1 rRNA gene is annotated in these 221 nt (G+C 51.1%); it reads right to left on the minus strand.

Going from position 1 to position 221, the window contains the following annotated elements:
- Positions 1-167: ribosomal RNA gene (locus tag M3234_RS29120) — 16S ribosomal RNA — on the minus strand; the annotation flags it as partial.
- Between the last annotated feature and the right edge of the window lie 54 nt (positions 168-221).

Raw genomic sequence — 221 nt, forward strand, 5'->3', positions numbered from 1 at the left:
AGCACCGGTTTCCCGGTGTTATCCCAGTCTTACAGGCAGGTTGCCCACGTGTTACTCACCCGTCCGCCGCTAACCAGCGGGACTTGCGTCCCAATGATTCGCTCGACTTGCATGTATTAGGCACGCCGCCAGCGTTCGTCCTGAGCCAGGATCAAACTCTCCAATAAAGTTGAGTTGATTAGCTCATAAAGTTACGTTGGCTTCATTTCGAAAGAAATGAA

The organism is Neobacillus niacini (assembly GCF_023715785.1).
Taxonomy (GTDB): Bacteria; Bacillota; Bacilli; order Bacillales; family Cytobacillaceae; genus Neobacillus; species Neobacillus niacini_E.